This window comes from Terrabacter sp. 01T434, from assembly GCF_056398545.1.
Genome location: NZ_JBFTPP010000002.1, coordinates 269,281 through 295,744 on the forward strand (window position 1 = coordinate 269,281; position 26,464 = coordinate 295,744).

At 72.1% G+C, this 26,464-nt stretch carries 28 protein-coding genes; 11 read left to right on the top strand and 17 right to left on the bottom strand.

Translation table 11 applies throughout. The features are described 5' to 3' along the window. Nucleotides 1-58: 58 nt before the first annotated feature. Nucleotides 59-2,716 carry an ATP-binding protein gene (locus AC1DIW_RS06515; RefSeq protein ID WP_478106920.1) on the top strand — a complete coding sequence of 886 codons (2,658 nt, stop codon included), beginning with the start codon at nt 59-61 and terminating at the stop codon, nt 2,714-2,716. A gap of 74 nt (nt 2,717-2,790) precedes the next feature. Next, complete coding sequence (locus tag AC1DIW_RS06520; protein ID WP_478106921.1) at nt 2,791-3,042, top strand: DUF4242 domain-containing protein; 252 nt, start codon at nt 2,791-2,793, stop codon at nt 3,040-3,042. Nucleotides 3,043-3,151: 109 nt separating this feature from the next. Here AC1DIW_RS06520 and AC1DIW_RS06525 read toward each other — a convergent pair whose 3' ends face one another. Further along, complete coding sequence (locus tag AC1DIW_RS06525) at nt 3,152-3,514, bottom strand: cupin domain-containing protein (protein WP_442278516.1); 363 nt, start codon at nt 3,512-3,514, stop codon at nt 3,152-3,154. Between the two features lie 83 nt (nt 3,515-3,597). Next, nucleotides 3,598-4,716 (bottom strand): Lrp/AsnC family transcriptional regulator, encoded by a 1,119-nt coding sequence (locus tag AC1DIW_RS06530; protein WP_478106922.1) that lies wholly within the window; start codon nt 4,714-4,716, stop codon nt 3,598-3,600. 72 nt (nt 4,717-4,788) lie between these two features. Here AC1DIW_RS06530 and argE point away from each other — a divergent pair, with 72 nt between their 5' ends. Together argE and AC1DIW_RS06540 are read left to right on the top strand one after the other, a co-directional pair. Further along, a complete protein-coding gene (gene argE / locus AC1DIW_RS06535) occupies nt 4,789-5,988 on the top strand; it encodes an acetylornithine deacetylase (RefSeq protein ID WP_478106923.1) in 1,200 nt (399 codons plus the stop codon). Between the two features lie 25 nt (nt 5,989-6,013). After that, on the top strand, nt 6,014-7,297 hold the full coding sequence (locus AC1DIW_RS06540) for an MFS transporter (RefSeq protein ID WP_442278513.1): 1,284 nt from the start codon (nt 6,014-6,016) through the stop codon (nt 7,295-7,297). A gap of 22 nt (nt 7,298-7,319) precedes the next feature. On the opposite strand, the gene AC1DIW_RS06545 is transcribed toward AC1DIW_RS06540, so the two are convergent. Then, a complete protein-coding gene (locus AC1DIW_RS06545) occupies nt 7,320-8,093 on the bottom strand; it encodes an aminoglycoside adenylyltransferase domain-containing protein (RefSeq protein ID WP_478106924.1) in 774 nt (257 codons plus the stop codon). A gap of 137 nt (nt 8,094-8,230) precedes the next feature. Here AC1DIW_RS06545 and AC1DIW_RS06550 point away from each other — a divergent pair, with 137 nt between their 5' ends. Together AC1DIW_RS06550 and AC1DIW_RS06555 are read left to right on the top strand one after the other, a co-directional pair. After that, entirely contained in the window at nt 8,231-8,701 is a 471-nt protein-coding gene (locus tag AC1DIW_RS06550; protein WP_442278511.1) for a hypothetical protein, read from the top strand. Between the two features lie 154 nt (nt 8,702-8,855). Further along, on the top strand, nt 8,856-9,203 hold the full coding sequence (locus AC1DIW_RS06555; RefSeq protein ID WP_478106925.1) for a hypothetical protein: 348 nt from the start codon (nt 8,856-8,858) through the stop codon (nt 9,201-9,203). A 31-nt stretch (nt 9,204-9,234) separates the two neighbouring features. Here AC1DIW_RS06555 and AC1DIW_RS06560 read toward each other — a convergent pair whose 3' ends face one another. From AC1DIW_RS06560 to AC1DIW_RS06575, 4 genes are read right to left on the bottom strand one after another with little or no spacing between them, the layout of a single operon-like run. Next, on the bottom strand, nt 9,235-10,146 hold the full coding sequence (locus tag AC1DIW_RS06560; protein WP_478106926.1) for a class I SAM-dependent methyltransferase: 912 nt from the start codon (nt 10,144-10,146) through the stop codon (nt 9,235-9,237). A gap of 47 nt (nt 10,147-10,193) precedes the next feature. Next, nucleotides 10,194-11,438, bottom strand: a complete 1,245-nt coding sequence (locus AC1DIW_RS06565) for an RNA polymerase sigma factor (protein ID WP_478106927.1) — start codon at nt 11,436-11,438, stop codon at nt 10,194-10,196. After that, nucleotides 11,435-11,821, bottom strand: coding sequence for a YciI family protein (locus tag AC1DIW_RS06570; protein ID WP_442278507.1), 387 nt, complete (start codon nt 11,819-11,821; stop codon nt 11,435-11,437). The genes AC1DIW_RS06565 and AC1DIW_RS06570 overlap by 4 nt, the downstream gene beginning before the upstream one ends. Nucleotides 11,822-11,826: 5 nt before the next feature. Beyond that, entirely contained in the window at nt 11,827-12,207 is a 381-nt protein-coding gene (locus AC1DIW_RS06575; protein ID WP_478106928.1) for a YciI family protein, read from the bottom strand. 178 nt (nt 12,208-12,385) lie between these two features. On the opposite strand from AC1DIW_RS06575, the gene AC1DIW_RS06580 reads away from it, so the two are divergent. Together AC1DIW_RS06580 and AC1DIW_RS06585 are read left to right on the top strand one after the other, a co-directional pair. Further along, nucleotides 12,386-12,907 carry a hypothetical protein gene (locus AC1DIW_RS06580; RefSeq protein WP_478106929.1) on the top strand — a complete coding sequence of 174 codons (522 nt, stop codon included), beginning with the start codon at nt 12,386-12,388 and terminating at the stop codon, nt 12,905-12,907. A 30-nt stretch (nt 12,908-12,937) separates the two neighbouring features. Beyond that, nucleotides 12,938-13,879 (top strand): phosphotransferase enzyme family protein, encoded by a 942-nt coding sequence (locus AC1DIW_RS06585; protein WP_478106930.1) that lies wholly within the window; start codon nt 12,938-12,940, stop codon nt 13,877-13,879. 15 nt (nt 13,880-13,894) lie between these two features. On the opposite strand, the gene AC1DIW_RS06590 is transcribed toward AC1DIW_RS06585, so the two are convergent. Next, entirely contained in the window at nt 13,895-15,127 is a 1,233-nt protein-coding gene (locus AC1DIW_RS06590) for an AGE family epimerase/isomerase (protein WP_478106931.1), read from the bottom strand. A 107-nt stretch (nt 15,128-15,234) separates the two neighbouring features. Between AC1DIW_RS06590 and AC1DIW_RS06595 the strand changes: the two genes are divergently transcribed. Beyond that, nucleotides 15,235-15,789, top strand: a complete 555-nt coding sequence (locus AC1DIW_RS06595; protein ID WP_478106932.1) for a hypothetical protein — start codon at nt 15,235-15,237, stop codon at nt 15,787-15,789. 24 nt (nt 15,790-15,813) lie between these two features. Here the strand turns inward: AC1DIW_RS06595 and AC1DIW_RS06600 are convergent, their stop codons facing one another. After that, the gene (locus AC1DIW_RS06600; protein ID WP_478106933.1) at nt 15,814-15,990 is read right to left on the bottom strand and encodes a hypothetical protein; all 177 of its coding nucleotides are present in this window, start codon (nt 15,988-15,990) and stop codon (nt 15,814-15,816) included. Between the two features lie 156 nt (nt 15,991-16,146). On the opposite strand from AC1DIW_RS06600, the gene trxA reads away from it, so the two are divergent. Next, a complete protein-coding gene (trxA, locus tag AC1DIW_RS06605; RefSeq protein ID WP_478106934.1) occupies nt 16,147-16,524 on the top strand; it encodes a thioredoxin in 378 nt (125 codons plus the stop codon). A gap of 24 nt (nt 16,525-16,548) precedes the next feature. After that, nucleotides 16,549-16,680, top strand: coding sequence for a hypothetical protein (locus tag AC1DIW_RS06610; protein WP_478106935.1), 132 nt, complete (start codon nt 16,549-16,551; stop codon nt 16,678-16,680). A gap of 91 nt (nt 16,681-16,771) precedes the next feature. On the opposite strand, the gene cobA is transcribed toward AC1DIW_RS06610, so the two are convergent. From cobA to AC1DIW_RS06650, 8 genes are all read right to left on the bottom strand, one after another. Continuing rightward, nucleotides 16,772-18,007: a uroporphyrinogen-III C-methyltransferase gene (gene cobA / locus AC1DIW_RS06615; RefSeq protein ID WP_478106936.1), complete on the bottom strand. Its 1,236-nt coding sequence runs from the start codon at nt 18,005-18,007 to the stop codon at nt 16,772-16,774. Between the two features lie 104 nt (nt 18,008-18,111). Then, entirely contained in the window at nt 18,112-19,431 is a 1,320-nt protein-coding gene (locus AC1DIW_RS06620; protein WP_478106937.1) for a sulfate adenylyltransferase subunit 1, read from the bottom strand. Continuing rightward, the gene (gene cysD / locus AC1DIW_RS06625; RefSeq protein WP_478106938.1) at nt 19,431-20,423 is read right to left on the bottom strand and encodes a sulfate adenylyltransferase subunit CysD; all 993 of its coding nucleotides are present in this window, start codon (nt 20,421-20,423) and stop codon (nt 19,431-19,433) included. The genes AC1DIW_RS06620 and cysD overlap by 1 nt, the downstream gene beginning before the upstream one ends. Beyond that, nucleotides 20,420-21,187, bottom strand: a complete 768-nt coding sequence (locus tag AC1DIW_RS06630) for a phosphoadenylyl-sulfate reductase (protein ID WP_478106939.1) — start codon at nt 21,185-21,187, stop codon at nt 20,420-20,422. Before AC1DIW_RS06630 ends, cysD begins: the two co-directional genes overlap by 4 nt. After that, complete coding sequence (locus tag AC1DIW_RS06635) at nt 21,184-22,908, bottom strand: nitrite/sulfite reductase (RefSeq protein ID WP_478106940.1); 1,725 nt, start codon at nt 22,906-22,908, stop codon at nt 21,184-21,186. Before AC1DIW_RS06635 ends, AC1DIW_RS06630 begins: the two co-directional genes overlap by 4 nt. Nucleotides 22,909-23,102: 194 nt before the next feature. Beyond that, complete coding sequence (locus tag AC1DIW_RS06640; protein WP_478106941.1) at nt 23,103-24,038, bottom strand: lytic transglycosylase domain-containing protein; 936 nt, start codon at nt 24,036-24,038, stop codon at nt 23,103-23,105. Beyond that, entirely contained in the window at nt 24,035-25,924 is a 1,890-nt protein-coding gene (locus AC1DIW_RS06645) for a copper resistance CopC/CopD family protein (RefSeq protein ID WP_478106942.1), read from the bottom strand. Before AC1DIW_RS06645 ends, AC1DIW_RS06640 begins: the two co-directional genes overlap by 4 nt. Then, a complete protein-coding gene (locus AC1DIW_RS06650) occupies nt 25,924-26,445 on the bottom strand; it encodes a hypothetical protein (protein ID WP_442278493.1) in 522 nt (173 codons plus the stop codon). The genes AC1DIW_RS06645 and AC1DIW_RS06650 overlap by 1 nt, the downstream gene beginning before the upstream one ends. Between the last annotated feature and the right edge of the window lie 19 nt (nt 26,446-26,464).

Sequence of the window (26,464 nt, forward strand, 5' to 3'; positions counted from 1 at the left end):
CCCCGCGGGTCTCGCCGAACCCTGACCCGCGCGCTCCAGCACGACCTAGCATCGACAGGTGACGCTTCTCGAGCGCCGTGAGCAGCTCCGGGCCGTCGCGGGCCACCTCGAGGAGGCGGCCGCGGGACGGGGTCGGCTCGTCTTCGTCTCGGGTGAGGCCGGTATCGGCAAGACGTCGTTCGTGACCTCGGCCGCCACCGCGGCTGCGGGCCTCGCCCGCGTCGGGATCGGCGCCTGTGACGGGTCGGCCACTCCGGCGCCGCTGGGGCCGCTGCGAGACATGCTGCCCACGTTGCCGGCCGGTGTCTGGTCCGAGGACGCCTCCCGTCCGGAGGTCTTCGCCCGGGTCGTCGACGCCCTCCGGGCCGCGCCACCCGGCGAGCCCTACCTCCTCGTCATCGAGGACGCGCACTGGGCGGACGAGGCAACACTCGACCTCGTGCGTCACCTGGCGCGTCGGATCCACGGATGCCGCGCTCTGGTGCTGGTGACGTATCGTCCCGAGGACACTCACATCGGCAGTGCCTTGCGAATCCTGTTGGGAGACACGGCGTCCGCTTGTGGCACGCGTCGGATCGATCTCCCGGCCCTGAGCCCCCGTGCGGTGGCCACCCTCGCCACGGAGCGGGCCGGGCAGCTGTCGGGTTCCGTGGCGCTCGATGCCGGTCACCTCTACGACGTCACCGGTGGCAACGCGTTCTTCGTCACCGAGGTGCTCTGGGGCGACACGACGGGGGTTCCACCCACCGTGCGGGATGCCGTGCTCGCGCGAGTGTCACGGCTGCCCGAGCCGGCGCGCCGGGCGCTCGAAATCGTCGCGCTGGCCGGGTCGCGGGTCGAGCCCGACGTGCTGGAGGAGCTGTTGTCCGAGGGACTCCTCGTCATCGACGAGCCCCTCCGCCGGCGACTGCTCATCCACACTGACCACGACATCACGTTTCGGCACGAGCTCGGCCGGCTCGCCGTCGCCGGCGAGGTCCCCGCGGGGCGCCGGATCCACATCCACCGCCGGCTCCTCGCCGCGCTGGAGGCTCGCGGGGCCGACCCGGCCCGGCTGGCCCACCACGCCGACGCCGCCGGCCTGGGCCGCTCCGTGCTGGAGCACGCCCCGGAGGCGGGGGCACGAGCGTCCAGGCTCGGTGCCCACCGACAGGCCGCCGAGCAGTACCGGCGCGCCCTTCACCATGCCGACGCGCTGGGCGAGACGGAAGTGCCCCCCGAGCGGCACGCCGAGCTCTTGTGGGGCCTCGGCTACGAGCTCTACCTCACCGACCACATCGACGAAGCGATCACGGCAGTGGGGGCGGCCCGGAAGATCTGGGAGCGGACCAACACGACGGTCCGGGTCGGCGACGCGTGGCGCTCCCTGTCGCGACTCAGCTGGATGGCCGGCCGCAACGACGACGCGGAGTCGATGGCGCGGGTAGCCATCGACCTCTTGGAGGGCACCGGGACGTACGAGCTGGCGCTCGCCTACAGCAACCGGGCACAGCTGAGGATGCTCGCCGACGACCTCGCCGGCACGCGAGAGTGGGCCGGACGGAGCCTCGAGCTCGCCGAATCCCTACCCGACGCCCAGCGCACCGAGGTGCGGGTGCATGCCCTCAACAACCTCGGCGCCATGGAGCTCGCCGCCGGCGACATCGTGGGCGGAACGATGCTGCTGGACCAAAGCCTGCACCAGGCTCGCACCCACGAGCTGCACGAGCACGCCGCCCGGGCCTACTGCAACCTGGCCTCTCCTGCGGTGCTCCAACGTCGGCACGACGCTGCACGCCGCTACCTGAGCGAGGGTCTCGAGTACTGCACCGAGCGCGACCTGGACTCGTGGACCCGCTATCTCGAGGGCTGGGAGGCCCAACTGCATCTCGACCGCGGCGACCTGGGCCGCGCCAAGGCCTGCGCCGAGATGCTTCTCAGCCGTCCCGACCTTCCCGTCATCGACGCCATCCAGCCCCTCGTCACGCTTGCACACGTGCGTGGCCGCACCGGCGAGGGGGACGTCGACGAGGCGTTGGCGCGCGTGTGGACGCTGGCCTCCGGCACGAACGAGATCCAGCGCGTGGTACCTGCGGTCGGCGCCAGGTGTGAGATCGCCTGGATCGGAGGCGACCTTCGACGCGCCGCCACGTTGGCAGCAGAGGCGTGGCCATTCGTGAAGTCAGCAGAGGGCCCGTGGAACCGCGGCAGCGTGGCGCGCTGGCTGGGCGCCGATCGACCGGATGCCGGCCGACTCGAGGCCTTCGGAGGGGCGGCGGCGATCGGACGCGTGGCTCCCCCGTTCGCGGCCGAGCTGGCAGGGGCGTGGCGCGAGGCCGCCGACAGCTGGGAGTCGCTCGGGTGCCCGTTCGACCGGAGCCTCGCGCTGGCACGGAGCGGCGAGCGGGAGGCGCTGGCCGAGGCAGTGGCCGGCTTCGACCGACTCGGCGCCCACGCGGCGGCTGCACGCGCCCGGACGGAGATGCGAGGGCACGGGTGGGCGACGTCACGTGCCCCTCGCACGTCGACGCGCGACCACCCTGCGGGGCTGACCGCGCGAGAGGCGGAGGTGCTCGACCTGCTCGAGCGAGGGTGCACGGACGCCGCGATCGCCGAGCAGCTCGTCATCTCCCGCCGAACGGCCGAGCACCACGTGTCCTCGGTCCTCGCGAAGCTGGGGGTGTCGAGCCGACGTGAGCTGCTCAAGATGGGTGGCGCCCCACGAGCGGATGGGTAGCCACCACCCATGACCCTGCGGTCCCGGACGGCGACGCTGGACGTATCCATTCCGCACCAGAAAGGACCACGAGCATGCCGCTCTTCATGGACGTCCACTCCCTCGGCGACGGGGTCACCATGGACGCCGTCGCACAAGCCCACCAGGCCGACCTCGCCACGCAGGGACCGCACGGCGTCAGCTACCTGCGCTACTGGGTCGACGAGGACCGGGGCCAGATCTTCTGCCTCGTCGAGGCGCCTGACGCCGAGGCCGCCCACACCGTGCATCGTGACGCGCACGGCCTCGTGGCGGACTCGATCTACGAGGTGAGGGAGGGCGCCTGACCACGGCGCACCCACGAGAGGTATGCCGTCGGCCCCAGCCGGCGGCATGCCTCCGTCTGCCTTCCCGCTTCGAGGAGAACCCACCATGGAAGCTGACCACGAAGGTGGCTCAGATCGCCTCGACGACAGCGGTCAGGTCGCCGCCTGCATCTCCCGTGTTGACGACGCCGGCAGGCTCAAGGAGCAGGGCCTTCACCTCGTGGTCCGCGCGCGGGCAGTGCTCGACCCCGCGTGGCACCACGAACAGCTGTCCGGGTCCGAGGACGACGTCGCGATCGCGCAGCTGGATGGTCAGCTGCCCCTCGACCACCAGGAACAGCTCGTCGGTGTCCTCATGGGTGTGCCAGACGAACTCGCCCTCGAGCCTGACGAGCTTGATCTCGTAGTCGTTGACGCGCGCCACGAGCTTGGGCGACCACGGCTCGGCGAAGAGGGCGAACTTGCTGTCGAGGTCCACGACGTCATCGGTCATCGATCCAGTCTGCCAAGCCTCGACCGCCCTCTGACGGACGATCGACCCGGGCCTGACGTGGGCGTCGGGCTCCCTCTTGCGGTTCAGGGCGGCTGCGGGCCGACGGTGTCGGCCCAGATGTCCAGGGGCACCGAGCGGACGCTGCGGCCGTCGAGGTCGAGCTCGCGACCCATCCGCTTGATCGACCGCAGGACCATCGACCGGTCGTGGATCGTCATCTGCGGCACCTCCGCGGCCAGCCGTGCCTCGACCTGCGACAGCTCGTGCAGCGAGTGCGTCGTGAGCGCGAGCATGAGGTTCGGCCCACCCCCGGAGATGCGCCAGCACACCCGGATCCCGGGCAGGCGGCGCAGGGTCATGGCGACGTCGTCGATGTCACCGGCATCCGCGGAGGCCCAGAGCCAGCTGATGACGGGCCAGCCGGAGTCGGGCAGCGCCATGTCGCAGCGCAGGACCACCCGGCCGTTGCCGACGAGGCCCGCCAGGCGGCGACGCACGGTGCTCTCGCTGAGGCCGGCGCGCGCGGCCATGGTCGCGACCGGCATACGACCGTCCTCACCGAGCAGCAGGATCAGCTGCCGGTCGACGGGGTCGTAGCCGCGCGCCAGGTCGGCCTGGTCGGAGGTCAGTCCGTCGAGGCGCGGCTGCTGGGCCCGCAGCATCACGCCCCGCTGCGCGGGGTCGAGCACGTGCAGCTGCCAGTGGTCGCCCATCGAGTAGACCTTGGTCACGGCGTGGCTGCTCGTCGCGACGACGCCCGGGATCGTCCCGACCGACTCGAGGAGGAAGCGCGAGAGGAAGGCGAGGTCGCGCACCTCGACGAGGATCGTCAACGAGCGCGGCCCGCTCGTGTGCTCGACGCTGAGCACGTGGGGCAGCTCGGTCACGCGCCGCGCGATGGCGAGCGTGTCGGCCGCGGTGCAGCTCAGCTCGACCACGGCGAGGCACGACTCGGGGCGACCCTGCCCGGTCGCCCGACCCGACACCCACGCGATGCCGGCCGCGGAGAGGCGCTGCCACCGGCGGGCCACCGTCACCGGGTCGACATCGAGCGCCCGACCCACGAGGGTCCACGAGGCGCGCGGCTGCAGCTGCAGGCAGTTGACGATCGCCAGGTCGAGCTCGTCGGCGCGGGCGGCGGAATCCTGCGCCATCTCACGACGCGTCGCGTCATCCTGCGTCGAGCGGCCTCTCGGTGGCATGGCTGCCATCCTCGGTCACCAGTGCGGGATGCCTCAAGTCCCGGCACGCAGACCACGACCCGGGAGAGATGAATGCCGTCCGTTGGCGCCACTCGCGAGACCTCGCGCCCCACCCAGCCGGTCAGCCTGGACTGGACCACGCGGCTGCTGCAGGTCGACACGACGAGCCGCGAGACCAACCTGCCGCTCATCGACCTCGTCGCCGACGAGCTGCGCGCGCACGGGGTCGAGCCCGTCCTCGTCACCAACGAGGAGGGGACGAAGGCCAACCTCCTCGCGACCTTCCCGGCCGCCGACGGCACGACGACCGGAGGCGTCGTCCTCTCGGGGCACACTGACGTCGTGCCGGTCGACGGGCAGGACTGGTCGAGCGAGCCGTTCGTCCCCGAGATCCGCGACGGCCGCCTCTACGGCCGGGGCACGTGCGACATGAAGGCCTTCATCGGGTCGGTCATGACCGCGGTGCCGCGGCTCAGCCGCACGCCGCTGAGCGAGCCGGTGCACCTCGCCTTCTCCTACGACGAGGAGGTCGGCTGCGTCGGCGCCGTCTCGCTCGTGGACGAGATCGTCGAGCGCGGGCTGCGTCCCCGCGCCTGCATCGTGGGCGAGCCGACGAGCATGCGCGTCATCCGTGGGCACAAGTCGCTGACGATGATCGAGGTCGTCTTCCACGGCGTCGCGGCCCACTCGTCGCGAACTCCCCACGGCGTCAACGCGATCGAGTATGCCGCTCAGCTCGTCCGCTTCGTCCGTGGCGTTGCTGACGGGTTCCGTGCGGACGGGCCGTTCGACGAGCACTACGACGTGCCCTTCACGACGGCCACCGTCAACCAGATCGAGGGCGGCATCGCCGTCAACACGGTCCCCGCCGAGTGCTCCCTCACCTTCGAGTTCCGCGCGGTCGGGGCCGTCGACGTCGACGCCACCATCGAGGCGTTCCGCGCCGAGGCGCGCCGCATCGAGGAGGCCATGCGGGAGGAGAACCCCGACGCCCGCGTCGAGGTCTCCATCGGCGCGCAGGCCCCCGGACTCGACACGGCCGACGACGAGGACGTCATCGCCCTCGTGACCGGACTCGGCGCCGACGCGAGCACGGAGAAGGTGGCCTACGGCACCGAGGCCGGGCTCTTCCAGCGCGCCGGCATCCCGACGGTGGTGTGCGGCCCCGGAGACATCGCACAGGCCCACGCACCCGACGAGTTCGTCGCCCTCGAGCAGATCGAGCGCTGCGACGAGATGCTCGGCCACCTCATCAGCCGCCTCACCGCCTGAACCCACGCTGGACCGAAGGAGCACCATGACCCTGACCGCCACACCCACAGAGGTGACTCCCGAACGCCTGACCGAGGCACGCAAGGCAGTCCTGAGCAGCTCCATCGGTGCCGCGCTCGAGTGGTTCGACATCATCGTCTACGCGTCGTTCGCCATCGTCATCGCCGAGAACTTCTTCCCCGAGGGCGACAAGACGCTGGGTCTGATCCTCACCTTCGCGACGTTCGCCATCTCCTACCTCGTCCGGCCGCTCGGCGGCATGCTCATCGGCGGCTACGGGGACCGGCACGGACGCAAGAAGGCCCTGACCCTCACGCTCCTGCTCATGATGGTGGGCACGATCCTCATGGCGGCGGCGCCGACGCACGCCATGGTGGGCGCCTGGGCGGGCGTCATCATCCTGATCTCACGACTCGTCCAGGGCTTCTCGGCCGGTGGCGAGTTCGGTTCGGCGACAACGTTCCTCGTCGAAACGGCTCCGAACCGCAAGGCCTACTACGCCTCCTGGCAGGTGGCGAGCCAGGGCATCTCGATGTTCCTCGCCTCGGCCTTCGGCTACGTCCTGTTCACGCAGCTGTCGAAGCCGGACCTCTACTCGTGGGGCTGGCGGATCCCGTTCGTCCTCGGCTGCCTCATCGGCCCGGTGGGCCTCTACATCCGGGCCCGGCTGACGGAGACCAAGGAGTTCACCGAGAGCACCCCGCACGAGGCGCCGATCCGCGCGACCTTCACCGAACACCTGGGCCGCGTGGTCACCGGCTCGGCCTGCGTCGGCGTCGCGACGATTTCGGTCTACCTCATCCTCTTCATGCCCACGTATGCCGTGAAGAACCTCGGCGTCCCGGCGAGCGCCGCCTACCTCGGCGGCGTCGTGGCGGGCGTGGTCACCATGGTCGGCGTCCCCCTGGTCGGGCGGCTGGCCGACCGCGTCGGACCGGCCCGGGTCATGGTCTGGGCCGCCATCGGCGCACTGGTGCTGGCCTGGCCGTTGTTCGCCGTGGTCATAGCGTCGCCGACCGTCCCCGTCCTCGTCGTCGCGATCGGCATCCTCGGCGTCATCATGGCCCTCTACTTCGGCCCGCTGCCGGCCCTGCTCACGACCCTCTTCCCGCGTGACGTGCGAGCCACCGGCGTCTCGGTCGCCTACAACGTGGGCGTCACGGTGATGGGTGGCATCGCCCCGCTCGTGCTCACCTGGCTCATCGGGCTCACCGGATCCCTCAACGCGCCCAGCGTCTACTACATGGCCGTCGCCGTCATCTCGCTCATCGGCCTCGCGGTCGCGCGTCGGCGGTATGACGTCCGCTGACCGCAGGCCGAACGGGAGGCTGTCAGGGACGGAGCGCGTCGATCTCAGCGACGAGAGCCGTCGCCAGCGCTTCCGCCTCGTCGCCCAGGGCGGCCCAGTCGTCCTCGGCCTCCCCGAGGTATGCCGTCGCCGCAAGGTCGAGCGTCCGCGCCCGGGCCGGACTCAAGGTCGCTGCCACGGCGACGGCGGCGGTGTCCTTCGGGGCGATCAGGCCGGTGCGCAGGGTGTACAGCATCCGCGCGAGGGTCAGCAGGACGTTGCGCTCGTCGCCCTCGAGGTTGTCGAGCAGCTCCGGCAGCGCGTCGAAGATCGACCTGGCCAGGTCAGCGCGAGGGACGGGATCGACGAGCCCCGCGAGAGGGGGGCCGAGCAGCACTCGTGCGCGCTGTCGGCCTGAGCCCGAGACCGAGGTCAACAACACGGCCAGGTCGGGATCGACCTCGCGGGCGGGCAGGTGGCCGGTCTCGTAGTCGGCGCGGAGCCATTCGCCGTAGCGGAAGTCGCGGACTGCTGGGTAGCGCCACGGCACGACATCGGTGCGGACGAGGGACGTGAGCTCGACCGGGCGGCCAGGCCGCACGGTCGCGCGTCGTCCGGAGTGCTTCAGCAGGTGGCCAACCAGATACCGCCGCTCATCGTCGTCGAGGCTGTCGCGTGTGAGGAGCAGGACGTCGAGGTCGCTGTCGGGTCGAAGGCCGCCGTCGCAGCTGGAGCCCGTGAGGTACAGGCCGATCGGGTGACCGGGTGACCGGTGCACCACTGCATCACGGAGCGCGTCGACGACGTGGGAGTCCACCCGCAGAGTCTGCCCAGACCTCCGACCCGCGGCCAGCGAGTTATGGGCGACGAGCGCGTGAGGCGGACCGAAGCTCGACAGGCCGCCAATCGGCAAGGCGAGAAAGCCGCAAACCTCACATCTGTCACACTCCGCCCATGCCTATCGCCACAGTCAACATCCCGGGCGTCTCCGGCGACATCGCCGTCGAGCAGTCGTTCTGGAAGGGCTTCAAGTTCAGCGTCGCCGGCCAGCAGGTCAAGCCGCACGGCTTCCCGCGCAACCGCCTGACGCTTCCCGGCGCCGCCGGACCGATCGAGGCCAAGGTCAAGGGCGGTGTGGCGCGTGCCTATCCGTCGTTGGTCATCGACGGCAAGGACTACCCGACCGGACCGCCCACCCCCAAGGCCCAGCAGGTCCTGGCGCTGCTCCCGCTCCTGCTGCTGCTGCTCGTGCAGGGCGCCCTGGGCATCCTGGTCGCCTTCGGTGCACTGTCCGTCAACATGGGCATCGTCAGGGCCGAGCGATCCAACGGAGCCAAGCTCGGCCTCATGGCCGCCGTCCTGGTCGTCGCGGCCACCATCGACATCCTGCTGGCCACCGCGATCCTGTCAGCCCGCGGCGCGTAGCCGGTCACGCCGAGCGAGTAGCACTGCTCAGGCGGGCCGCGGCCGGCGCGTGTTTCGATGGGTCATGGGAACCGGCCGGCCCCGCTCCATCACACGAAGCGTCATCAGCTGTGGTCATCTGCTGGTCGGGGGGTCCGCCCTCGTGTTCGCCGGCGTGATGATCGTGGCAGGCCGTGACCCCGAGGCCGGGTTGGGCGGAGTGCTCCTCGGGATCGGGATGATCCTCGCCGTCGCTGCCGCGCTCTTCACGTGGGCGGCCGTCCTCGTGCTCACAGCAGGACCCGCTCGTCGTAGCCCGCTGTCACTGGTCCTCAGCATCATCGAGCTCCTTGCCGGCGCCACCATGGTCGCCGGGGTGGCGGTCGCCGTTCAGGGTTACAGCGCCTTCGAGCCCTGGCGCTCGCCGATCCTCCTCCCCTGCGTCCTGCTCGTTGCCCTCGGCCTTGCAGGACTTCGTCTCGGGGTGCGTGACCGCCACTGGCCCGGGCCGAAGCTGCCTTGATCCCCCGCGGGCCGACCGGGATCCTCGCCGGTCAGGCTCGGGCGAGCGTCAACGAACGTATGCCGTGCAGGTGCAGGTCGCTCCGGTGCAGCAACCCCTGCGGGCCGTCGTCGAGGAGGGCCTCGAGCGTGAGCTGGTCCTCGGCGTCGAGGCGACCGCTGAGCCCGTCCTCGAGCCGGGCGAACCAGGCCCTGGCGTAGCGGGCGGCGAGCGGATGGTGTGGTGCACGTTCGTCGATGACCACGTCGTGCTGGTCGACCACGGTCCACCCCGACTCGGCGAGCATCACGGCCCATGACGCCCCGATGTTGGGCAGCGCCTCGGCGTGGACGGTCGAGAGGACCTCGAGCGCCCGGGTCTCGAAACCGGGCCGGCCGATGCCGAGGTCGTCGGGCAGGAAGCGCAACGGCTCGTCGAACTCCGACACGGCGAGCAGGCCGCCGGGAGAGGTGAGCCGGCGAAGCTCCGCCAGCGACCGGACCGGGTCAACGAGGTGGTGCAGCGACATCGAGGCCCACGTGAGGTCGATCGGGGAAAGGTCGGGCCAACCGGTGTCGAGGTCGGCCACGAGCGTGCGCACCCGATCACCGACGCCGGCTGCGTGCGCCTTGACCGCCACGCGGGCCAGCGAGGGCTCGGAGACGTCGACGGCGACGACCTCCGCCTCCGGCAGGCGACGCGCTAGCCCGACGGCGCCCGTGCCGGTGCCCGCGCCGAGGTCCACGACCCGGGCCGGCGAGCGTCCGACGGCCCCGAGGCCCTCCGCCGCTGCTGCCGTCACCCGGTCGAGCGCCACACCCCAGTACGCGTCCAGGACCTCGCCGTCGAGGTCGAGCAGGTCGTCCCCTCCGTCCGAGGCGTCCACCTGGTCGTGGACGTGGGGGCGGCCGGCAGCCGGCCCGTGCGTTCGGGGAACGGAAACGTCGTGATGGGAGTGCGTCATGACTGCCACGGTAGGACCGCCAGACGTAGGAGCGGCCCGCCCGGCGCTCAGCCGGTGAGCTGGTCGCGTCGTCGCGTGAGGTGGGCCCGCTCCCCCGGGTTGCCGGTCAGGGCGATGGCCCGGTCGTATGCCGTGCGCGACTCACCGCTGCGACCGAGCCGTCGCAGCAGCTCGGCCCGGGCGACGTGGAAGGCGTGGTAGCCGTCGAGGGCGTCACCGAGGCGGTCGACCTCGGCCAGTCCGACCAGGGGTCCGTCCAGCTCGGCGACCGCTACGGCCCGGTTGAGCCGCACGATCGGCGACGGGTCGACGCGCAGCATCGCGTCGTAGAGGGCGACGACCCGGGACCAGTCCGTGTCCGGGGCCGAGGGGGCGTCGGTGTGGACGACGTTGATCGCCGCCAGCAGCTGGTAGCGCCCCGGCCGTTCACCACCGGAGGCGACGACCCGCAGGCGCTCGTCGACGAGGGCCCGGCCCTCGGCGATGAGGGCGCGGTCCCACGCACCCCGGTCCTGCTCGGCGAGGGTGACCAGCTCCCCGGTGCGGGACACCCTCGCGGCTCGCCGGGCGTCGGTCAGGAGCATCAGGGCGAGCAGTCCGGTCACCTCGCCGTCGTCCGGGAGGAGGTCCCGGAGCAGGCGCCCGAGCCGGATCGCCTCGTCGCTGAGGTCGACCCGGACGGCGTCGTCACCGTCGCCGGCGAGGTAGCCCTCGTTGAAGACGAGGTAGACGACCGCGAGGACTCCAGCCAGCCGTTCACGGAGGTCGTCGGCCGACGGCACGCGGTAGGGGATGTGCGCCGCCGCGATCTTGACCTTGGCGCGGGTGATCCGCCGCGCCATCGTGGTCTCCTGCACGAGGAAGGCCCGGGCGATCTCGGCGACAGTGAGACCGCCGAGCAGGCGCAGGGTCAGGGCCACCCGGGCCTCCATCGCGAGCGCGGGGTGGCAGCAGGTGAAGACGAGCCTCAGTCGGTCGTCCTCGACCGGGCCGGTCGGCTCGGCAGGGCTGTCGTCGTGCATCATCAGGGCCGCCTGGTGCTTGGCGTCGCGCTGGGACTCGCGACGGAGCCGGTCGATCGCCTTGCGGTTGGCCGTCGTGGCGAGCCAACCGCCGGGGTTGGGCGGTATGCCGTCTCGCGGCCACCGCTCCGCGGCGGCGGCGAACGCCTCGGCCGCGGCCTCCTCGGCCACGTCGAGGTCGCCGAAGCGGCGCGCGAGGCCGGCGACCACCCGCCCCCACTCCTGCTGGTGGACGCGGGTGATCGTCTGTGCGACGTCGGGCTCGGTCACGGCTCCATCAGGGCCTGCACGGACTCCGCCGTCCGGAAGGGCCGCACCTCGACCGTGCCGCGGCAGGCCTTCGACCCCTGGGCGGCCAGCGCGAGCGCGACGTCGAGGTCGGCCGCCTCGATGACCCAGAAGCCGCCGAGGTACTCCTTCGTCTCGAGATAGGGGCCGTCGGTGAACACCGGTCGCTCGCCCTGCCCGTCCACGGTCGTGGCGGTCGAGGCCGGCTCGAGGCCGTCGGCGAAGACGAAGTGCCCGTCCCTCTTGAGCATGTCGTTGAACTCGCCGGTGGCGGCGAACGCCTCGAGCATGTCCTCCCGGGAGGGATAGGCGCCGAACTCGGTGGTCTCCGGTGTTCCGAAGACGGACAACAGGTATCTGGCCATGGCGCTCACACCTGCCCGGCGGTGTCGCGGCGGGCCATCCCGGCACCGCGGAACCGGTGCACCTCCTGCGGCCACTCGAGCGCCACGGCGAGCCGTCCGGCCCAGTAGCGTGCCGTCTCGTCGTCCGGCACGTCCACGGCGCAGAAGCCGCCGAGGTGCTCCTTCGTCTCGACGAAGGGTCCGTCGGTGAAGACGGGCTTGCCGTCCTCGGCCACGACGCTGCAGATTGCGGTGTCGGCGTCGAGGCCGCCGTTGGTGAAGAGGAGCACGCCCTGCTCCTGCATCTCGCGCACCACCGCCCGGCTGGCCACTCCCTTGGCCTTGATCTCGTCCTCCGTGTGCTCCTGCACCCACTCGTCGTTGAAGGTGATCAGGTACTCCGTCATCGTCAGCTCCTCCTGGTCCTGGGCGAGAGGTCCGTCCCGGCCCCCCGCTCCCGACGGGCCGAGTCGGCCGCCGGACACTTGTTCCACGAACGACATCGTCCTCATACGACACCCTTCCGGAAAATCCTCGTCGGGGCAGCACCAGCATCGCGACTCCTGCGGCGGGTACGTTGACGCCATGAGCGACAGTCCCGCCTCGGGCAGGTCCAGCGGGTCCCGAGCACCCGACGAGCAGTTCACCGTGCCAGTGCCCAACATGGTGACCGCCCCGACCCAGGCGATTCCCGTCTTCGAGCCAACCCGTGAGCTCCCCGTGCCGCCGAACCCGTATGCCGGACAGTCGGTCTGGCCGGGCACGCCCGCCCCTTCCGGGCCCGCGGGACGCGCTGTCGACGAGAACGTCGACCCCCTCCTCGGCCAGATCGGCGTCGCCCTCTTCTGGATCACGGTCGGCTGGTGGGTCTTCTTCCTCATCCGGGCCCTCGGCTACCTCACCCGCAACGGACTCACCGACACGATCCTCATCCGCACCATCGACCTCGGCGCCGAGGAGACCGTCGTCGCCGCGGTGCTGTCGGTGCTCGCGGTCCTGCTGCTCCTCCTCGGGCGAGGCCGCGCCGGTCGGTCACCGCTCGGATGGTCCTCACTGGTTCTTGCCGTCCTCACGGTGGGCATCGCCGTCTGGCGATTGCTGCCGTGAACGGGATCGTCTGAGCCGAAAGGGAATCCGATGCTCACGGCCGCGACGGCGCAGGACGTCGCCGACGCATACGGCCTCGGAGGCTCGGCCGTCCTGACCGGCCCGGTCGCACGAGGGCAGCTGGGACAGGTGTGGCGGCTCGACACCGAGGCGGGCACCCATGCCGTCAAGGAGTGGTTCGCGACGCCGGACCTCGCCACCATGTCGCGGGACGCCGATCTCGTCGCGGCGGCGCGAGCCGAGGGCGTCGTCACGCCACGCATCGTGCACACCACCACGGGGGCCGTGGCCACGACGGTCGCCGACACGGCCATCCGAGTGTTCGAGTGGGTCGACCTGCGCGGCCCGATGCGTGGTCTCGACCCCGCGGCCGTCGGGGCCACCCTCGCGGCACTGCACCGAGCAGGGCCACCGACGGACGAGCCCGTGGACAACTGGTTCGCGACGGGCCTCGGGGAGCAGCGCTGGCGCGAGCTGCACCAGCGAGTCGTCGACGAGCGGGCGCCCTTCGCCGGGCACCTCGGTGCCCTCGTCGACGAGCTCGTCGCCGTCGAGTCCGTCATCGAGCCGCACGAGTCGACCATCGTCTGCCACCGTGACCTGTGGGCCGACAACGTGCTGGCCACCGAGGACGGCCGGGTCTGCGTCGTCGACTTCGAGAACCTCGGCCCGGCCGACCCGAGCCAGGAGCTGGCCATGGTGCTCTTCGAGTTCGGCGACGACGACCCGTCACGGGCGCGACTCATCCACACGGCCTACCGCGACGCCGGCGGCCCGGGGCGCGTGACGCGGCGTGGCCACTTCACGATGCTCGTGGCCGAGCAGGCCCACATCGGTCAGCTGGCGTGCTCCCGGTGGGTCGGCGCGAGCAGCGAGTCCGATCGCGAGCGCCTCGCCACGTGGTTCCTCGAGATCCCCGACGACCCGGTCACACTGCCGCGCATCGACCGGGTGCTCGCCGCCGTCACCTGACGTCGACGGCGCCCGTCACCAGCCGCCGCGCGCCGCGCCGATGAAGCTCGCGGCCTCGCGCATCAGCGGCAGCACCGTGGCCTGGTAGGCGTGGTACACGTCGGGACGGCCCGACCACACGCGACTCGACGGCTCGTTGTGCTCGTCGAGCTCGTGGCGCCACGAGCCGTCACGGTCGTCGACGAGGTGCTGGACGGCATACGCCCACCACCGCGTGTAGTCGTCGGCGTATGCCGTGTCGCCCGTCGCGCGGTGGAGCGTCCACGCTGCCGCGATCGCCTCGGCGACGACCCAGTGCATGCGCTCGCGCACGACCGGCCGGTCCTGGAAGTCGGTCGTGTAGACGAAGCCGGGGGCGCCATCGACGTCCCAGCCGCGCTGGACACCGGCGGCGTAGAGGTCGCGGGCGGCGCCCGGGATCCACGAGGGTGCCTCGTCGCCGAGCGCGGTCGCGACGTGCAGCGACAGCCGCGACCACTCGATGAGGTGTCCGATCGTCACGCCGTAGGGCTGGAACGGGTGGCCGGGGTCGTCGACGTTGTGGTCGAGCATCGGGCGCCACTGCTCGTCGAAGTGCTCGGGCAGCCGCCAGTCGTGCGACCGCGCGAAGCCGTCGACGACCCGGGTCAGCACGCGGGTCGCCCGGTCGAGCCAGACCCGGTCGCCCGTGACGTCCGCCGCGGCGAGGAACGACTCGACCGTGTGCATGTTGGCGTTGACGCCGCGATAGGGGTCGAGCCGCGTCCACGACGCGTCCCACTGGTCGACGACGAGCCCCTCGCCCTCGTCCCAGAACCGGTCGACCATGACGCCGAGCGCGTCGTCGAGCAGGGCTCGACCGTCCGGGTGACCCATCCCCGTCGCAGAGGCCGCGGCCAGCACGACGAAGGCATGCGCATACGCCTCCTTGACACCGTCCTGCTTGCCGGCGACCGACAGCCAGCCACCGTGGCGGTCGTCGTGCAGCGTCGTGCGCAGCGCCTGGACCCCGTGGTCGACGAGGTCGGCCGCGCGGGCGTCGCCGTGGAGGTGGGCCAGTGCGAAGGTGTGCGTCATCCGGCACGTCACCCACGTCTCGGCGGGACGGCCCGGCGTGAGCCGACCCGCGTCGTCGAGCCAGCCGAATCCGCCTGCCGGGTCGAGCGAGCGGGTCGCGACGTCGACGAGCCGGGCCCCCGCGTCGTCGAGGCGTCGGACCTCGGCCTGCGGGAGGCTGGGGGCGCTCTCGGGAAGCGGCGTCACGGGCATCGTCGTCCTCGTCAGGTCGGTGCGGGCGGGCTGGTCGGTGCTCCATCCTCGCGCACGATCGTGCTCGGTGTACGACCGTTGCAGCCTCCGCGGCATATCGTGGCCGCGTGACGAGCATCGGACGCCTCATGCTGGCGCAGGTCAGGTCGCTCGGGTCGCGGAACGCCTGCCTCGCGGCGGGCGACGTGCCCGGGGGTCCCTGGGCCGCACGCGGAGGACGGACCTACCGGACCGGGGCGAGCGGCAGCACGAGCGGGGCCATCACCAGGGCGCGGGCGATGCGGTCGGTGACGAGCGTCCGCGCCTACCAGGAGGTCGGCCGTGCCGACCTGTTCATCCAGGTCATCCCGTTCGCGTCGCCGGAGGACGCACGCGCTGCGCTCACGGAGCTGCGCGCCCTCCCCCGGACGATGCCGAAGAGCAAGGGCCTCTCCGACGTCGGACAGCTGCGGGCGGTCGCCGCACCCGAGGTGGCCGGCACGACCCATGTCGAGGCGGCCGAGCAGCCGTTCGTCCTCGACGGCGAGCACTCACGCACCCTGACCGTGTGGTGCGTCGTCGCCGGCACCGTCGTCGTCGCGGCGCTCGGTGGGCGGGCCGAAGCCGTCCGGTGGCCGCAGCTCGCGGCGATCGTCGAGGCCCAGGTGGCCGCGCTCGGCTGACGCAGGCCCGCCGAGGGGGACGCGTCAGGAGCGGCCGAGGATGCGACCGAGGAAGCCGCCGCCGCCTTGGGCCTTCTCAGCCGGGGAGTGGCCGGGGCAGCGCTGGCCCGAGGGCACGTTGCGCATGACCTCGTCGACGTGCTGGCCACAGCCGGCCCACGTCGTCTTACCGCAGGTCCTGCAGGTGGCGGCACGGCACATGGTGGTCTCCTCAAAGTCCGGTGATACCCATAGGGGTATGTTTCCCAGCTCACGATAGCCGACGCAGAGCACCTGGCCAAGCCGGGAACACCGTCGGAGAGCCTGCCGTTGTATACCCCGGTGGGTATAACATCGAACGGCAGAGAAGGAGCCTCCATGAGCACCCGAAACCTCACGGCCGCCGACTTCGGCACCACGATCTCCGAGAACCCGATCGTCCTCGTGGACTTCTGGGCGTCGTGGTGCGGCCCGTGCCGCATGTTCGCGCCCGTCTACGACACGGCCTCCGAGCAGCACCCCGACATCGTCTTCGGCAAGATCGACACCGAGGCAGAGCAGCAGCTCGCCGCGGCGGCCCGGATCACCTCGATCCCGACACTCATGGCGTTCCGCGACGGCATCCTCGTCTTCAGCCAGCCGGGTGCCCTGCCCGCGGCCGGGCTCGAGCAGGTCATCGCCGCCGTCCGCGACCTCGACATGGACGACGTCCGCCGTCGGGTCGCCGCCCAGCAGGCCGACGACGTCACCGCCTGACCCGCCGACACCCGAGGAGCCACCATGAGCCACACCCTCAGCACCACCGTCGAGCAGGGCTGCGCCGAGACCCTCGACGCGGCGAAGGCCCGGCTCGCCGACGCCGGCTTCGGCGTCCTCAGCGAGATCGACCTCGCGGGCACGCTCAAGGCCTAGGTCGGAGCCGACATCGCCCCGCAGGTAATCCTCGGGGCGTGCCGGCCGCCGCTGGCCCTGGCCGCCCTCGAGGCGCTCTCGAGCGAGAGCGTCAGCGAGTAGCCCCGTCCGCCTCGTGCCCGGCCCGCCAGTCCGGGCCGAGACGCACCACGTCGCCGACGACCACGACGGCCGGCGCCTGCACGCCGCGTTCACGAGCGAGCTCGCCGATGGTGGCGACCGTGCCGACGGTGGTGCGCTGGTCGGGGGCGAAGCCGCGCTCGACGACCGCCACGGGGCAGTCCGTCGACCGGCCGTGCTGGGCGAGCAGCTCGGCGGTGCGCGCGAGCTGGGTCACGCCCATGAGCAGCACGAGAGTGTGGTCGCCGCCGGTGGGCAACACCGGGATGTCCTCGTGACCGGTGACCACGGTGAAGCCGCGTGCCACGCCGCGGTGCGTCACTGGTATGCCGGCCGCCGCGGGAACGCTCACCGCGCTCGTCACGCCGGGGACCACCTCCACGCGTATGCCGTGTGCCTGGCACGCGTCGCGCTCCTCGCCGCCGCGGCCGAGCACGTAGGGGTCGCCGCCCTTGAGCCGGACGACGCCGAGGCCGCGCTGCGCCTCCTCGACGAGGATGTCGTTGATCCGCGCCTGGGGCACCGGATGGTTCCCTGACGTCTTCCCGACGTCGATGACGCGCACCGATGCCGGAAGCCGGTCGACGACGGCGCGGGGGGCGAGCCGGTCGACGACGACGACATCGGCGGACGCGAGCAGCTCGTGTCCGCGCGCCGTCAGCAGGCCGTCCGTGCCGGGCCCGCCACCGACGAGGGCGACCCAGCCGTGCTGTCCGTGCGGCTCGTGCTGCCGGTGGGTCCGGGTGCGGCGCAGGTCGAGGGTGCCGGAGACGAGCGCCCGCTCGACCCCGTCGCGGACCGTCACGGCCAGACCGGGGTCGCCGGCGGCATACGCAGACACGGTGACCCGGCCGTCCGGGGTGCTGACGTCCGCGCGCGCGGCGACGCTGGCGGAGGTGCCAGACGCGTGGGTCGCGTCGACGCACCAGATGCGCAAGGCCTCGGCGTCGACGGCGACCTCGCGGTCGACGGAGGGCTCACCCGTGGCGGTGTGCGCGAACCATGCGCGGTCGAGGTCGGCGGGGCCGGAGTAGTCCCGCTCGACCCAGTCGATCCGGCCCGCGTCCGCCAGGTCGCGGAGGTCCTCGCAGAGCCACGGGGAGACGACGCGGACGACGGCGCCCTCGTCGAGGAACGCCTTGACGCGGCGCGCGGACACCGGGCCGCCGCCCACAGCGACGACGAGGCGCCCGGTCAGGTCGAGCACGACCGGCAGCGCTGACTTCAGCCCCGCTTGAGTCGGACCGCCAGAGCCCGCCACGCGGGTCGTCGGGGGGAACTCGGGGGGCGGAGCCCCCCGAGCGTGAGGGTTCAGATGTCCCATTCCTCATCACCCTCCGGCTCGGTCGGCGCGGGTGCCGCCGTGGGGAGCGTCGCGCCGACCATGCCGGCGGCGACGGTGCGCCCGTCGTGGGCGTCGATGAGCAGGAACGAGCCGCCGCGGCGGGAGTCGGAGTAGTTCTCGACCGGAAGGGGCGACGCGAGGCGGAGCGTGACGAGCCCGATGTCGTTGAGGGACAAGGCATCCGACGCGACGGTGTGCAGGCCGTCGAGGTCGAGGGCGCCGTCGAGCGAACGGACGGCGGTCTGGACCGTGCGCGACCCGTGCTTGAGCAACAGCCGCTGGCCCGGACGCAGCGGAGCATCACCGAGCCAGCAGACGACGGCCTTGATGTCCTGGGTCGGCTCGGGCGCGTCGGCCACGGCGGCGATGACGTCACCGCGCGAGAGGTCGATCTCGTCGGCGAGGCGCAGCGTCACGGACTGCGGTGCGAAGGCCTCGTCGAGCGGCTGCTCACCGAGGTCGATGCCGACGACGGTCGTGCGCCGCCCCGACGGGAGGGCCACCACGTCGTCACCGACACGCACCACGCCCGAGGCCACCTGGCCGGCATACCCCCGGTAGTCGCGGTGGGCGTCGTCGCGCGCCGCACCCTGCGGGCGGATGACGAGCTGCACCGAGAGTCGGAAGGACTCGTGCGACGGGTCGTCCGACGGCGGCAGGGCCTCGAGCAACTCGAGGAGGCTGGGCCCGGAGTACCACGGCGTGCGCTCGGAACGCTCGGCGATGTTGTCGCCGTCGAGGGCGCTGACCGGGATGGCGATCGCGTCGACGACGCCGAGCTCGCGGGCCACGGCCTGCACCTCGGCCTCGACCCGCTCGTAGACCTCCTGCGAGAAGTCGACGAGATCGATCTTGTTGACGGCGACGACGACGTGCGGCACCCGGAGCAGTGCGGTGACGGCGAGGTGGCGTCGGGTCTGCTCGAGCACGCCCTTGCGGGCGTCGACGAGGAGCACGACGACGTCGGCCGTCGAGCTGCCGGTGACGGTGTTGCGCGTGTACTGCACGTGGCCGGGGCAGTCGGCGAGCACGAACGAGCGGTTGGCCGTGGCGAAGTAGCGGTAGGCGACGTCGATCGTGATGCCCTGCTCGCGTTCCGCGCGCAGGCCGTCGGTGAGCAGCGCGAGGTCGGCGGCCGTCAGGCCGCGGTCCCGGCTGACCCGCTCGACGGCGGCGAGCTGGTCGGACAGGACGGACTTCGTGTCGTGGAGCAGACGCCCGACGAGGGTCGACTTGCCGTCGTCGACCGACCCGGCGGTCGCGAGGCGCAGCAGCGTGGCAGCCATCAGAAATAGCCCTCTTTCTTGCGGTCCTCCATGGCGGCTTCGGAGATCCGGTCGTCGGCGCGCGTGGCGCCGCGCTCGGTCAGCGTGGAGGCGGCCACCTCGACGACGATGTCGGCGTTCGTGCGGGCCGGGGACTCGACGGCCCCGGTGCACGACATGTCACCGACGGTGCGGTAGCGCACGAGCCGGGTCTCGACCGGCTCGTCGTCACGGGGCTGGCTCACCGGGCCGACGGCGAGCCACATGCCGTCCCGGTGGAAGACCTCGCGCTCGTGGGCGTAGTAGAGCGGCGCGAGCGGGATGTCCTCACGCTCGATGTAGCGCCAGATGTCGACCTCGGTCCAGTTGCTGATCGGGAAGACTCGGACGTGCTCGCCGGGACGGTGCCTGGGGTTGAAGAGGTTCCACAGCTCGGGGCGCTGGTTCTTCGGGTCCCACTGACCGAACTCGTCGCGGAGGCTGACGATCCGCTCCTTGGCGCGCGCCTTCTCCTCGTCGCGCCGGGCACCGCCGAAGAGGCCGTCGAACCGGTGCTCGGCGATGGCGTCGAGCAGCGGAACGGTCTGGAGCGGGTTGCGGGTGCCGTCGGCGCGCTCACGCAGCCGGCCGTCGTCGATGTAGTCCTGCACGCTCGCGACCACGAGGCGCAGACCGAGACGCTCGACCGTCTCGTCGCGGTAGGCGATCACCTCGGGAAAGTTGTGGCCGGTGTCGACGTGCAGCACCGGGAAGGGGATCGGCGCCGGCCAGAACGCCTTCGTCGCCAGGTGCAGCATGACGACGGAGTCCTTGCCACCACTGAAGAGCAGCGCGGGACGCTCGAGCTCGCCGGCCATCTCGCGGATGACGAGGATCGCCTCCGCCTCGAGCACGTCGAGCTGGCTCAGCCGCCGGTCGTCCGCCCCGTTGCGGTATGCCGGCCGGCCCGTCTCGGCGTCGAGCGCGGTTGGCGAGATGGCCTGGGCTGCAGTGGGGTTCACGGTCGTCGTCATGTGTGGAGTCCGCACTCGGTCTTGGCGAAGCCGGCCCAGCGGCCGGCACGGGGGTCTTCGCCGGGCGCGACCCGGCGGGTGCACGGCTCGCAGCCGATGGACGGGTAGCCGTCGGAGAGGAGCGAGTTGACCTCGACCCGGTGCTCCTCGGCATACGTGATGACCTCGTCGAAGGTCCACGCGGCGATCGGGTTGATCTTGACGAGACCGTTCTTCTCGTCCCAGGAGACGAGGGGTGTCTCGGCGCGGGTCGGCGACTCCTCGCGGCGCACGCCCGTCACCCACGCCTCGTAGGTCCCGAGGCTCCGCGCCAGGGGTTCGACCTTGCGCATCTGGCAGCACAGGGCCGGGTCGCGCTCGTAGAGCCGCGCGCCGTACTTCTCGTCCTGCTCGGCGACGGTGAGCTCGGGCAGGACGTTCACGAGGGTGATCGGCAGGTCCTCGGCGACGATGTCGCGGGTCACGAGCGTGTCGGAGAAGTGGTAGCCCGTGTCGAGGAAGAGCACGTCGACCCCGGGGGCGAACCGCGACACGACGTGCGGGAGCACGGCATCCGCCATCGAGCAGGCCACCGCGAGGGTGCCGTCGAAGTGGAAGGCTGCCCACGCCGCGACCTCGTCGGCCGTCGGCTCCCGCCGCGGGTCGGCACCCAGGGTGGCGTTGAAGTCGTCGACGACGGCCTTGAGCGCGGCCTCGCTCCGGCGCCGGCGCGGCACCGTCGGGGTGGCCAGGGTGACACGGGTGGAGGTGGGGGTGCCGCTCACTGCAGGGCTCCTTCTTCTGCTCGGTGGCTCCAGGCGGCGAAGGTCTCGCCGTCGACGCGCCCGGCGACGTAGGAGCGCACGACGCGCTCGACGTAGTCGGGCAGCTCCGTGGCCGGGACCTTGAGACCGCGGACCGTGCGACCGAGACCCGCTTCGTCGCGGTCGTGGGACGCGAGCCCACCGCCGAGGTGGACCTGGAAGCCGGGCTGCTGCTCGCCGTCGACGGTGATGATCTGGCCCTTGAGGCCGATGTCGGCGGTCTGGATGCGGGCGCAGGAGTTGGGGCAGCCGTTGACGTTGAGCAGCATCGGCGCATCGAGCGAGCCGTCCTCGACGAGGTCGGCGAGCCGGTCCTCGAGCTCTGCGATGGCGGCCGTGGCGGTCTGCTTCGTCTCGACGATGGCGAGCTTGCAGTACTCGATGCCGGTGCACGCCATCGTCGTGCGACGGAACGGGCTGGGTCGGGCCGTCAGGCCGAGCCCCTCGAGGTCCGTCACGAAGGCGTCGACCCGGTCGGCGGGGACGCCCAGCACGACGAGCTTCTGGTGCGCGGTGAGCCGCACGGCGCTGGCGCCGTAGGACTCGACGAGATCGCCGAGGCCGGTCAGCAGGGTGCCGCTGATGCGGCCGACCGTGGGCGTCGCCCCGACGTAGAAGTTGCCGTCCTTCTGCCGGTGCACTCCCACGTGGTCGCCCGGGCCCGTGGCGGGTGCCGGCGGCGGTCCGTCGGGGAGCGGGTGGCCGAGGTACTCGGTCTCGAGCACCTCCCGGAACTTGGCCGGACCCCACTCGGCGAGCAGGAACTTCAGGCGTGCCTTGTTGCGCAGCCGGCGGTAGCCGTAGTCGCGGAAGATCGAGATGACGCCGTGCCAGACGTCCACGGCCTCCTCCTCGGAGACGAAGACGCCGATGCGCTCGGCCAGCCGGGGCGAGGTCGAGAGGCCGCCGCCGACCCAGAGGTCGTAACCGGGGCCGAGCTCGGGGTGGACGACGCCGACGAGCGAGATGTCGTTGATCTCGTGGACGACGTCGAGGCTCGGGTGCCCGGTGATGGCGGTCTTGAACTTGCGCGGCAGGTTGGACAGGTCGAGGTCGCCGAGGTACTTCTCGGTGATCGCGGCGATGACCGGGGTCGGGTCGATGATCTCGTCGGCCGCCACGCCGGCGACCGGGCTGCCGAGGAAGCCACGGGGGGTGTCGCCGCAGGCCTCCGTCGTCTGCAGGCCGACGGACTCCAGGCGCCGCCAGATCTCGGGCACGTCCTCGATGCCGACCCAGTGGTACTGGAGGTTCTGCCGGTCCGTGATGTCGGCGGTGTCACGGGCGAAGTCGGTGGAGATGCCGCCGAGGACCCGCAGCCGCTCCGGCGTGAGCGCCTGCCCGTCGCTGCGCACGCGCATCATGAAGTAGCGGTCGCTCAGCTCGTCGTCGCTCAGCTGCGCGGTGCGGCCGCCGTCGATGCCGGGGCGGCGTTGCGTGTAGAGCCCCCACCAGCGGAAGCGGCCCGACAGGTCCTGGGTCGGGATCGAGTCGAAGCCCTCGCGCGAGTAAGTCTGCTCGATGCGCTCGCGGACGTTGAGGCCGTTGTCCTCCTGCTTCCACGTCTCGTTGCCGTTGAGCGGCGCGGGGCCGTCGACCTTCCACTGCCCGTTGGAGCGGTCGCCGCGGGGCGGGCGGGTGGCCGCACGGCCCGCGGGGCCTGAAGTCTCGGTGACGGTCATGTAATCGAATGTATAACCGCTGCTTATTCGCCGCTGGGGGTGGTCCACACTCCGGGCCTTTCCTACCGCGGTGGTGGGAATAGGCCAGGAAGTTCCCCGAAAGGGACGGATGACGCACCTTCGTCCCCCGGCCACGCTCAGCGGGCGCCCCGGACGCCCCGGAGGTGCGTCATCCGTCCCCGGACGGGCTGCGTTCAGGGACCGGCGAGCTGCCCGGAGTCGACCGCCTGCATGATGCCGAGCACCGTCGACAGGTACTGCTGCGAGTGGTTGTAGGACAGGACCGCGGCCTGCAGGTCCGCCGGCCGCGACAGGTCCCGGCCCCCGGCGCAGAGGTAGCCGGCGGCGGCGAGCGCCGCGTCCTCGATGTTCTGCGGGTCGGCGACGCCGTCGCCGTTGCCATCGGCTCCCCAGATCCGCCACGTGCCGGGGATGAACTGCATCGGGCCGACCGCGCGGTCCCAGACGGGGTCGCCGTCGTAGCGGCCACCATCGGTGTCCCGGATCGCCGAGAACGCGCCGCCCGAGAGGGCCGGCCCGCGCACCGGGGGCACGGCGTCGTGCGTCGCGTCGAGCATGCGTCCCCGCAGGGACGACGACTCGACCTCACCGATGGCCGCCAGGAGCATGACGGGGAGGTGGCAGCTGCGCTCCCGCTCGACCGCGGAGGCGTATGCCGCCCAGATGATCTCGTCGTCGGACAGCCGGGTCTGGTTCGTGGTGGCCTTCGGTGCCGCCGCCGCGGCGACCGGGATCTGGAGGTCTGCCTTCGGGCGCCACGGCGTCGGGCTGCTGCTCGAGCCGCCGCCGGGCTCGAGCTCGACGTCGGCCACCGGGGTCACGCGCTCGACCGAGAGGACGGCCGCGACCCGTATCTCGTCGAACACCGGCAGCACGAGATCGCCTGCGACGGAACCGAATCCGGGACCGGACGAAGGCTTCGACCCGGCTGGCGCGGCACCACTGCCGGACGCGGACGGCGTGACGCCCCCCTGGGCCCAGGGCGACAGCAAGGGCGTCGGGGTCGGTGTCGGCACGGCGGGCCGGTCGGCCGCGATGGCGGCCGAGCCGGTGCCGAGCAGGATCGCGGCCACGGCGAGGGAGGCCGCCGCGGCGCGTGTCCCGATCACCGGTGGGAGCCGGCGTGCGTGACCACCGCGGGGTCGCGGGGCGCGGGATCGTCTGCCTCGCGAGCTCGAGGCACACGAACTCGCGACGGTGTCGCACGTGCTCGCCGCCTCCGCAGCAGCAGGACGGCTCCCAGCGCAGCGACGACGGCGAGCACGACCGAGCTCCACGCGAGCAGGGCGGACACCGGGGCCCGGGAGACGACCGTTGCGGGGTCGGAGCTGCTCTGGCCCACGACCCAGCGCACGGTGCTGTGGACGTCGTCGACGCCCCGGCGGTGCACGACGACGTCGATGTCCACCGGCCCGCTCGACGGGAGGACGAGCGCCGCCGACCACCGGGACGCCGTGACCGCGGTCGCCGCCACGGCGGTCGCACCGGTCGTCGTCGTCGCGCTGCCGCCGCCCGACGGGACGCCACGGACCGTCAGGGACACGCCGGTGACGGGACCGGGAGCAGGACGCCGGGTGTCGAGGACGTCGATGAGCGCCACGCTCGACCCCGGCCGGTTCGGCCGCAGGGCGAGGGTCTGCTGCAGGTCGGCGACCGGGCGGTCGTCGATGACGCTCGGTGCCTGCTCGGTGACCAGGCGCGGCGACACGGCGGGCTGCCCGGTGGCCAGGAGTCCGGCCAGGGCGACGACGACGAGCAGGCCGACGGCCTCCACCCCCACGAGCGGCCCCCGGGCGGCCCGCTCCTGCACCCGCCGAGTGTGCAGGAGCCGGGTCGTCACCAGGGCGATGAGCCCGACGAGGCCCGCCAGCGCGACCTTGGCGAGCAGGACGCGGCCGTACGTCGTCAGCAGGACGGCGTCGACCGAGACGACGACGTCGCTGGCGAGGTAGATGCCCGAGACGGCGATGACGACGACCGAGACCGTCGCCGGCACGCGGAAGCCCCGCAGGACCGTGCGGACCTCCCCCCGCGAGAGCCCGAGCCGGACCGACCGCACACCGAGGAGGGCGAGCGCAGCCACGGAGCCGGCCCACAGGAGTGCGGCGACGAGGTGCGCCGTGGAGGTGATGACCCACGTCGCGCCCCCGCGCAGACCGAAGTGACCGATGCTCACCGTGAGCAGCCCGGCTCCGGCAAGCAATGTCGCGGCGGCGAGCTCGTCACGACGCGTGCCACCACGGCTGTCACGACGCCTGCCACGACGCCTGCCGAGGACGAACGCGGCACCCAGCAGGGCGAGCTCGCGCAGTCCCCAGCGCACGACGTAGCCCGTCGTGAAGGCCCCGGACCCGAACCGGACCAGGTCGACGAGGGCGACGGCGAGCGCGACCCCCGTCGCGACCACGAGGAGCCGGGCGGCCTGACGGCGCAGCCAGGCCCGCGGCATACGACCCGTGTCGACGGGGAGCCGGCCGAGGAGACGGCCCACGACGACGGCACCGAGACCGGCACCCAGACCGGCGAGGACCGCCCACCGGCCGACGAGCTCGAAGAGGTCGGGGTTCGTCTCGCTCGGGCCGGCCGCCTGCACCTCGCTCTGGACGCCGAAGGCGAAGGTGCCGGTGGACCTGTGGAGGTCGTCGCTCGACAGCGTGCTCCACGACACGTGGTAGGCGCCGACGCCCAGCGGTGGCACCGGCGCAACGACGGTCGACGGCGCCTCCCGGTCCTCGTCGCTCTCGACGAGGCTCAGGCCGGACAGGGCCAGCTGGTGGCCGTTCGGCTCGGTGACGGTGATCTCGGTCGCCTCGAGGACGACGTGCTCGGTGAAGCGCAGCTCGATCGTCCGCGGCGCGGCGGCGAGGCTCCCGCCGTCGGCGGGGCTGCTCGAGGCGAGGTAGGCGTGGGCCGAGGCCGGGGATGCTCCGAGTCCGACGACCAGGGCCGTGCCGATGGCCACTCCCAGGCTCACGAGGAGCCGGCGCGCGCCCATCACAGCACCGGGACGTGCTCGAGGCGCAGGCCGGCGTACTCGATCGTCACGTCCTCACCGGCGCGGAGCGCGCCGCCGGTGTTCTGGTAGACGAAGTAGTACGTGGCGCCTGCACGGTTGATGTGACCCTGGCGCATGATCGAGACCCGGCTCGTGGAGCCGTCGCGAGCCTCGCTGCGGAGCACCGGCGGGTGCTTCGTGTCGGCTTGGAACCGCGTGGCCTTGTCGACGTCGAGGACGACGTAGCTCAGGGTCACGAGGCCGCCGTCGCCGACCACGGCGACACGGGACATCCGCACGCCGAGGGCGGTCTCCATCTCGGCGGACTGCGGGACCGGCCGGCCCGGGTCGTCGTCCCCGGCCCGCAGGGCCCGGGCTCCGAGGAGGCCGAGGACGGCGACGACGAGAACGGCGACGACGGCGAGCGCCGTGCGCGACCGCCCATCCCGGCTGGTGCGCCGGGACGAGCCGTCGGCGTCGGCCGGTGACGGGCCGGGCGGGACTGCTGTGGTGATGCTCATTCGGACTGCCCTCCGATGC

Excerpts from the sequence above, each read along its gene's own strand:
- AC1DIW_RS06560 (WP_478106926.1), bottom strand. The coding sequence starts at position 10,146 with ATGACGCACTCCCATCACGACGTTTCCGTTCCCCGAACGCACGGGCCG.
- AC1DIW_RS06645 (WP_478106942.1), bottom strand. The coding sequence starts at position 25,924 with ATGGGCGCGCGCCGGCTCCTCGTGAGCCTGGGAGTGGCCATCGGCACG.
- AC1DIW_RS06600 (WP_478106933.1), bottom strand. The coding sequence starts at position 15,990 with ATGTGCCGTGCCGCCACCTGCAGGACCTGCGGTAAGACGACGTGGGCC.
- AC1DIW_RS06635 (WP_478106940.1), bottom strand. The coding sequence starts at position 22,908 with ATGACCGTCACCGAGACTTCAGGCCCCGCGGGCCGTGCGGCCACCCGC.
- AC1DIW_RS06610 (WP_478106935.1), top strand. The coding sequence starts at position 16,549 with ATGAGCCACACCCTCAGCACCACCGTCGAGCAGGGCTGCGCCGAGACC.
- AC1DIW_RS06580 (WP_478106929.1), top strand. The coding sequence starts at position 12,386 with ATGAGCGACAGTCCCGCCTCGGGCAGGTCCAGCGGGTCCCGAGCACCC.
- AC1DIW_RS06520 (WP_478106921.1), top strand. The coding sequence starts at position 2,791 with ATGCCGCTCTTCATGGACGTCCACTCCCTCGGCGACGGGGTCACCATG.
- AC1DIW_RS06575 (WP_478106928.1), bottom strand. The coding sequence starts at position 12,207 with ATGACGGAGTACCTGATCACCTTCAACGACGAGTGGGTGCAGGAGCAC.
- AC1DIW_RS06570 (WP_442278507.1), bottom strand. The coding sequence starts at position 11,821 with ATGGCCAGATACCTGTTGTCCGTCTTCGGAACACCGGAGACCACCGAG.
- AC1DIW_RS06620 (WP_478106937.1), bottom strand. The coding sequence starts at position 19,431 with ATGGCTGCCACGCTGCTGCGCCTCGCGACCGCCGGGTCGGTCGACGAC.
- argE (WP_478106923.1), top strand. The coding sequence starts at position 4,789 with ATGCCGTCCGTTGGCGCCACTCGCGAGACCTCGCGCCCCACCCAGCCG.
- AC1DIW_RS06530 (WP_478106922.1), bottom strand. The coding sequence starts at position 4,716 with ATGCCACCGAGAGGCCGCTCGACGCAGGATGACGCGACGCGTCGTGAG.
- AC1DIW_RS06550 (WP_442278511.1), top strand. The coding sequence starts at position 8,231 with ATGCCTATCGCCACAGTCAACATCCCGGGCGTCTCCGGCGACATCGCC.
- AC1DIW_RS06525 (WP_442278516.1), bottom strand. The coding sequence starts at position 3,514 with ATGACCGATGACGTCGTGGACCTCGACAGCAAGTTCGCCCTCTTCGCC.
- trxA (WP_478106934.1), top strand. The coding sequence starts at position 16,147 with ATGAGCACCCGAAACCTCACGGCCGCCGACTTCGGCACCACGATCTCC.
- AC1DIW_RS06650 (WP_442278493.1), bottom strand. The coding sequence starts at position 26,445 with ATGAGCATCACCACAGCAGTCCCGCCCGGCCCGTCACCGGCCGACGCC.
- AC1DIW_RS06590 (WP_478106931.1), bottom strand. The coding sequence starts at position 15,127 with ATGCCCGTGACGCCGCTTCCCGAGAGCGCCCCCAGCCTCCCGCAGGCC.
- AC1DIW_RS06540 (WP_442278513.1), top strand. The coding sequence starts at position 6,014 with ATGACCCTGACCGCCACACCCACAGAGGTGACTCCCGAACGCCTGACC.
- AC1DIW_RS06585 (WP_478106930.1), top strand. The coding sequence starts at position 12,938 with ATGCTCACGGCCGCGACGGCGCAGGACGTCGCCGACGCATACGGCCTC.
- cysD (WP_478106938.1), bottom strand. The coding sequence starts at position 20,423 with ATGACGACGACCGTGAACCCCACTGCAGCCCAGGCCATCTCGCCAACC.